This is a genomic window from Streptomyces sp. NPDC057654, from assembly GCF_042800135.1.
Classification (GTDB): Bacteria; Actinomycetota; Actinomycetes; order Streptomycetales; family Streptomycetaceae; genus Streptomyces.
In genome coordinates, this window is sequence record NZ_JBHVHQ010000539.1 from 1 (window position 1) to 5,911 (window position 5,911).

The following is a 5,911-nucleotide window of genomic DNA, read 5'->3' on the forward strand; positions in this document are numbered from 1 at the left end:
GACCTCGTCGAGTCCGGTGGCGATCCAGCTGTCGCCGACCGGGCTCACGCCCCGGGCGAACGGCGTCTTCGAGCTGATCCGGCTCAACTCGGGCAGCGGGTCGAGCCCGTCCCGTCGCATGTGCACGGGGACGTCCGGCTTCGGCTCGTCCCGCCGCCGTCGTGGCGGCGCTTCTTGAGGCTTCGTCATACGCGTTCTCCTTTCCGGTCGTACCTCTCGCCGGGGCCGCCCGGTACGTGGGCAGCCGGCCCCGGGCGGGCGCGGCGGACGGCGGACGAGGCCGTGCCGTCCGCCACGCCACTCCCTCAACTCGGTTGCTGTCAGGCGCTGTTCATTCGATATCGCTGTCGGTGCGTCAGCCGACGTCGCCTTGCGTTCCATTCGGCCTGCTCGGCCCGCGCAGCTTGTCGGCGACGAGGCGTCCGATGAGGGCCCCGTGGGGCGCGTGGAGCATGTCGTCGTGGCCGGCGTCGACTTCGTGCGTCACGATCTCGCCGCCCGTGTACGGCCGCCAGCTCGTGACCGCGTCCGACATCCGCAGCCCCTCCGGCCGGGGCCCGACCGCGACGAACACCGTGAGGCCGCCTGGGAAGAACCGCGGCGTGTGGCGCTCCCCCAGCCGGTACATGTGGCGCCTGATCTCGTGCATGTTGGTCAGGAGCGGCCCGCTCACGCCCGGCGGGTAGGCGCCATCCGCTCCCAGGGCACGGGCCACGGCGTCCTCCTGTATGGCGTGGCCGCCCCCTTCGGCCTGGTTGTCCAGGTCGACCACGGAGACGGCGCCCGTCGAGTCGGGGTAGCTGTCGAGCAGCGCGAGGAGCCCGACCTTCTCCCCCAGTTCCGCCAGCCGGGCGGCGATCGCCTGGGCGATGAGCCCGCCCACGGACCAGCCGAGGAGGTGGTACGGACCGTACGGCTGAAGGGCCCTGATCCGGTCGGCGTAGTCGGCCGCCATCTCCTCGACGCTCTGCGGCAGGGGCTCCGGGCCGGCGAGCCCGCGCGCCTGCACCCCGTAGACGGGCTGGTCCGCCGGCAGGTATGGGAGGAGCGCCGCGTACCGCCAGCCGAGCCCCGTGCTCTGGTGCACGCAGAACAGCGGCGGGCGGTCGCCCTCGGCCCGCAGCGGGAGCAGCACGCCCAGGTCGTCGCGGTTCCTGACCGTGCGCAGCGCCGTGCCGGGAAGGTCGCCGTCCCGCTGCTCGTACGCCACCGTCAGCAGCCCTGTCACGGTCCGCTTCGCTCGCTCGCCCGTACGGAACATCCGCTCGCCGCCGGAGCCGAACGGGCAGGCTACGAACCGGTCGCCGGTCAGCCCCGGGGCCTCCGCGTAGCCGCGTGCCAGCGAGGCGCCCGCGATGTACAGGTCTCCCGCGACGCCGGTCGGCACCGGGCGCAGCAGGTCGTCGAGTACGAGCGCGCGGGCGCTGCCGACCGGCCGCCCGGCGGGGGCCTGTTCCGGAAGCGGCTCGCCCGGAACGGTCCGGTGGCCGAGCCACGAGCCGCCCGTCTCCGGCGTGCCGTGGCCGCTCACCAGCGCCACATCGGGGTGGCGTTCCCGCCACTCGGCCATGTCGCCAACGGTGGCCTGCTCGCCGCCCACCACCATGACCTCCGCGAACGCCGGTCGCCCGGCGGACGCGGCGGGCTCCGCGAGGGCCGACAGCCTCTCGCGCGTGGTGGCCAGCAGCCGCACGCCGCCGGTCGCGCTGTCCGGGCGGTCTGTTTCGCTGTCCGGGCGGTCTGTTCCGGTGACCGGACTGGCTGTTCCGGTGACCGGCGCGAGCTCCTGGCCGGGAACGCCCAGCCGGACGCCGCCACCGCCGCAGAGCGCCGCGAGCAGGGGCGTGACCAGCGCCGACGCGGGCGCCCGTACGTCCAGCACCGCGCCGCCGTCCATCGCGGAGGCGTCCATCAGGTGCGCCACCTGGCTGACCAGGGCGCGGTGTTCGACGACCGTGCCCGCGGTGGCGTTCACCGCTTCGGCTGCGTCGAGAAGCACCAGCGCCGCGTGACCGGGCGAGGGTGTGCGACCGGGCGGCAGTGCGTGGCCGGACGGGGGCGTGTGGCCCGGTCCCGTACGCCCCGCGCCGTTCGCTGCCGACGATGACGCCGACGACGCCGACGGGACACCGGCCCGTACGACCGGAGCCACCGTGACGACCGGGACGACCGGGGCCGTGCCGCCGGTCGGCAGCAGACCGGCCGCGGCCTCGGTGCAGATCAGCGCGGCGGTACGGGTCCGGCGCAGCTCGCGGACGGTCCCGCCGGGCGGCCGGGCCGGGTCGGCGACCAGGCAGGCGGCGCCCGCCTTGAACACGCCGAGCAGTGCCGTCACGAACGCGGCGCCCGGTTCCAGCGCCACGATCACCACGTCCTCCGGTCCGGCGCCCCGCTCGGCGAGCCGCCGGGCGAGCGAGCCGGCCGCGGCGTCCAGCTCGCGGTAGGTGAGCGCGCCGCCCGAGTCGGTGACGGCGACGGCCTCGGGGGTACGGTCCGCCTGCGCGGCGAACAGCTCGACCACCGTGCCGCCCGGCGTACGGACCTCGGTGCCGCCGTTCCCGGCCGCCACCATCCGGCGATACTCGGTCCGGCCCAGCAGTATGTCCACCTCGCTGAGGCGCACCTCGGGGTCCGCGGCCACCTGTTCCAGCACACGGACGAGCCGGTCCGCGAGAGCGCTTGCGGTGGACGGGTCGAAGAGATCCGTGGCGTAGCGCAGCACGCCGTCGAGCCCGGCCGGGGTCCGGTCGTCCTCCAGCCGCTCCACCAGGGAGAACGCCAGGTCCATCGGGGACGTCCCGGCGTTCACGGGGAGCCGGGTGGTGTCCAGACCCGCCAGTTCCGCCGTGTCCCACTTCTCCGCCACGTCGTCCCGCACATCGAGGAGGACCTGGAAGACGGGGTGAGCCGCCTCGGAGGCCGGCCGTGACAGAGCAGCCGCGATCCGTTCGAACGGCACGTCCCGGTGGGCTTCGGCGGGCTGGGCCGCCTCCCGGATGCGGTCGAGCAGCTCTGCGAACGTGGGGTCGCCGGAGGTGTCCGTGCGCAGCGCCACCAGCTCGGTGAAGGGGCCCATCACGCCGTTCAGGCTCTCCTCCTCGTCCTGGCGCGGCAGCAGCGTCCCGAGCATGATGTCGGTGCCCGAGCCGAGCCGGGTGAGCAGCAGCGCGAGCGCGGCGTGCACCGCCATGAACGTCGTCGCCCCGTGCTCCTCCGCCGTCTCCGTCAACCTGTCGTGCGTGTCGGCGTCGAGGCTCAGCGCAACGGATTCCGCCCGGTGCGACGACCGTTGCGGGCGCGGCCGGTCGATCGGCAGCGGCATCGTCGCCGCCACGTCGGACAGGGTGTTCTTCCAGAAGGCGAGCTGGTCGCCGACCAGGCTCTCCGGCTGCTTCTCGCCCTGGAGCAGCTCCCGCTCCCACATCGCGTAGTCGGCGAACTGGATCGGGAGCGGGGCCCGTTCGGAGATTCGCCCCTCGCGACGGGCTCCGTAGGCCGCCACCAGGTCGCGTACGAGCACGTCGAGTGACGCCTCGTCAGCGGCGATGCGGTGCACGACGAGGAGCAGTACGTGCTCGGTGTCCGAGAGGGCGAACAGGTACTGCGCCCAGGGCGTGTCCCGCGCGAGGTCGAACCTGTGCCTGCCGTGCGTCGCCAGCAGGTCCGGCAGTCCCGTCTCCGTCACCTGCACCACGGCGAGCCGGGGTTGCACGGCGTCGTCGGCGGGGTCCAGGACGTGCTGGACGAGTTCGCCTTCGCCCGTACGGGAGAAGACCGTCCGCAGGATGTCCTGGCGGGCCGCGATGTCCCCGAGCGCCGCCTCCAGCGCCGCCCGGTCCAGCTCGCCCACCAGGCGCAGCGCGAGCGGCAGCCGCAGATCCGCGTCCTGGCGCAGCCGGTCCGACTGCCAGGCTTGCGACTGGTTCGCCGAGAGGGGGATGCCGTCCGGGTGGTCGACCGGCCGCAGCACCGGGCGCGCCTTGGACTCAAGCATCCGGGCCACGCCGAGCGGCGTCGACGCTCCGAAGAACTGACGCATATTCAACTCGGCGCCGAACTCGGTCCTGATGCGTGCGGCGAGCCGCATCGCGAGGGTCGAGTTGCCGCCCACGTCGAAGAAGCTGTCGTCGACGCCGACCCGTTCGACCTCCAGCACCTCGGCGAAGAGCGCGCAGACGGCCTTCTCCATCTCGCTCTCCGGCGCCCGACCGGAGCTCCGCTGACCGAAGTCCGGCACTGGCAGCGCGGCCCGGTCGAGCTTGCCGTTGGCGGTCAGCGGCAGCGCCTCCAGCGCGATGACCGCCGCCGGGATCATGTAGTCCGGCAGCGCCTTGCCCATGTGCTCATGCAGCAGGAGCTGGTCGAACTCCGGCGTCGTGGGGACGATGTAGCCGATCAGCCGCTTGTCGCCCGGCCGGTCCTCGCGGACGACGACGGCGGCCTGGGCCACGTCCGGGTGCGAGGCCAGCACGGATTCGACCTCGCCCGGCTCGACCCGGAAGCCCCGGATCTTGACCTGCTCGTCCGCCCGGCCAGCGAACTCCAACAGCCCATCCGCCGTCCACCGCGCGAGGTCGCCCGAGCGGTACATACGAGCACCTGGGATGAAGGGGCAGGCCACGAACCGCTCCGCCGTCGCCGACGGGCGGCCCACGTACCCGCGCGCGAGCCCGGCCCCGGCCACATACAGCTCACCCGTCACACCAGGCGGCACCGGCCTCAGGAAACCGTCCAGGACAAAAGTCTGCACATTGCCCAGGGGACGACCGACCGGCGGCGGCGCGTCCTGCGGGCCGATCTCGGCGGGCAGCGGCACCGCCGTGGTGATCACGGTCGCCTCCGTCGGACCGTACGTGTTCCACACCCGCGCCCCCGCCCGCCAGCGGGCCGCCAGGTCGGCGGTGAGGCGCTCCGCACCCAGCACCCAGTTCCGCACACCGGGCACCGTGGTCGGATCCAGCACGCCCAGGAGGGACGGGACGACGCTCGCCACGCTCACACCCACCGCCTCGATCATCCGGGCCAGCGCCTCCGGCTGCGTACGCTCATCACTCGACGCGATCACAAGCGCGCCGCCCCCACCCAAGGTGACCGCGACATCCAACACCGCGGCATCGAAGCTGAACGACGCGAACTGAAGCGCCGTCACCCCTTCATGAACCCCCAGCACCGGCCGCATAACCTCCGCCAGGTTCGCCACGCCACCATGCGCGACGGCCACCCCCTTGGGCCGACCCGTCGAACCAGAGGTGTAGATGACGTACGCCAACTGCTGCGAGGTCGGGCGGGTTTGAGGAGCGTCTGATGCCTCAATGGCTTCCGCTTCTTCGTCCAGCACCACCACGCGCGTGGCGGTGCCCTCCCTCAACTCGGCCGCCGTCTCGGCCGTCGCCAGGACCACCGATGCGTCGCTGTCGGTGATCATGTAGGCGAGCCGGTCGGCGGGGTACTCCGGGTCGAGTGGTACGTACGCGCCGCCCGCCTTCCACACCGCCAGCAGTCCTACGATCATCTCCACCCCGCGCGGCAGGCACAGCCCCACCCGCGACTCCCGCCCCACACCGAGCCGGACCAGATACCGAGCCAGCCGATTCGCCCGACCCTCCAACTCCCCATACGACAACACGTCGGAACCGCACCGCACGGCGACGGCATCCGGAGTCGAACGGACCCAGGCGGTGAAGAGATCCAGCGCCGTTCCCGCTTCTTGCGGTCGGGCGGTGGCGTTCCACTCCCCCACCACGCGGGAGCGCTCGGCCCCGTCGAGCACGTCGATGTCGCCGAGGCGGGTGTCGGGGTCGGCCGCGACCTGGGCGAGTACGCGCGCCAGGCGGGCGGCGAGGGCTTGGGCGGTCTCCTCGTCGAAGAGGTCGGCGGCGTACAGAATGCCGCCGTCCAGCCCGTCGGGAGA

The 5,911-nt window shown here is 73.2% G+C and carries 1 protein-coding gene and 1 pseudogene; both read right to left on the bottom strand.

The features are described from left to right. Nucleotides 1-189 (bottom strand): annotated as a pseudogene (locus ACFU99_RS30025) (hypothetical protein); the annotation flags it as partial. A gap of 166 nt (nucleotides 190-355) precedes the next feature. Continuing rightward, on the bottom strand, nucleotides 356-5,911 hold a 5,556-nt coding region (locus tag ACFU99_RS30030), incomplete at its 5' end, for an amino acid adenylation domain-containing protein (RefSeq protein ID WP_384397978.1).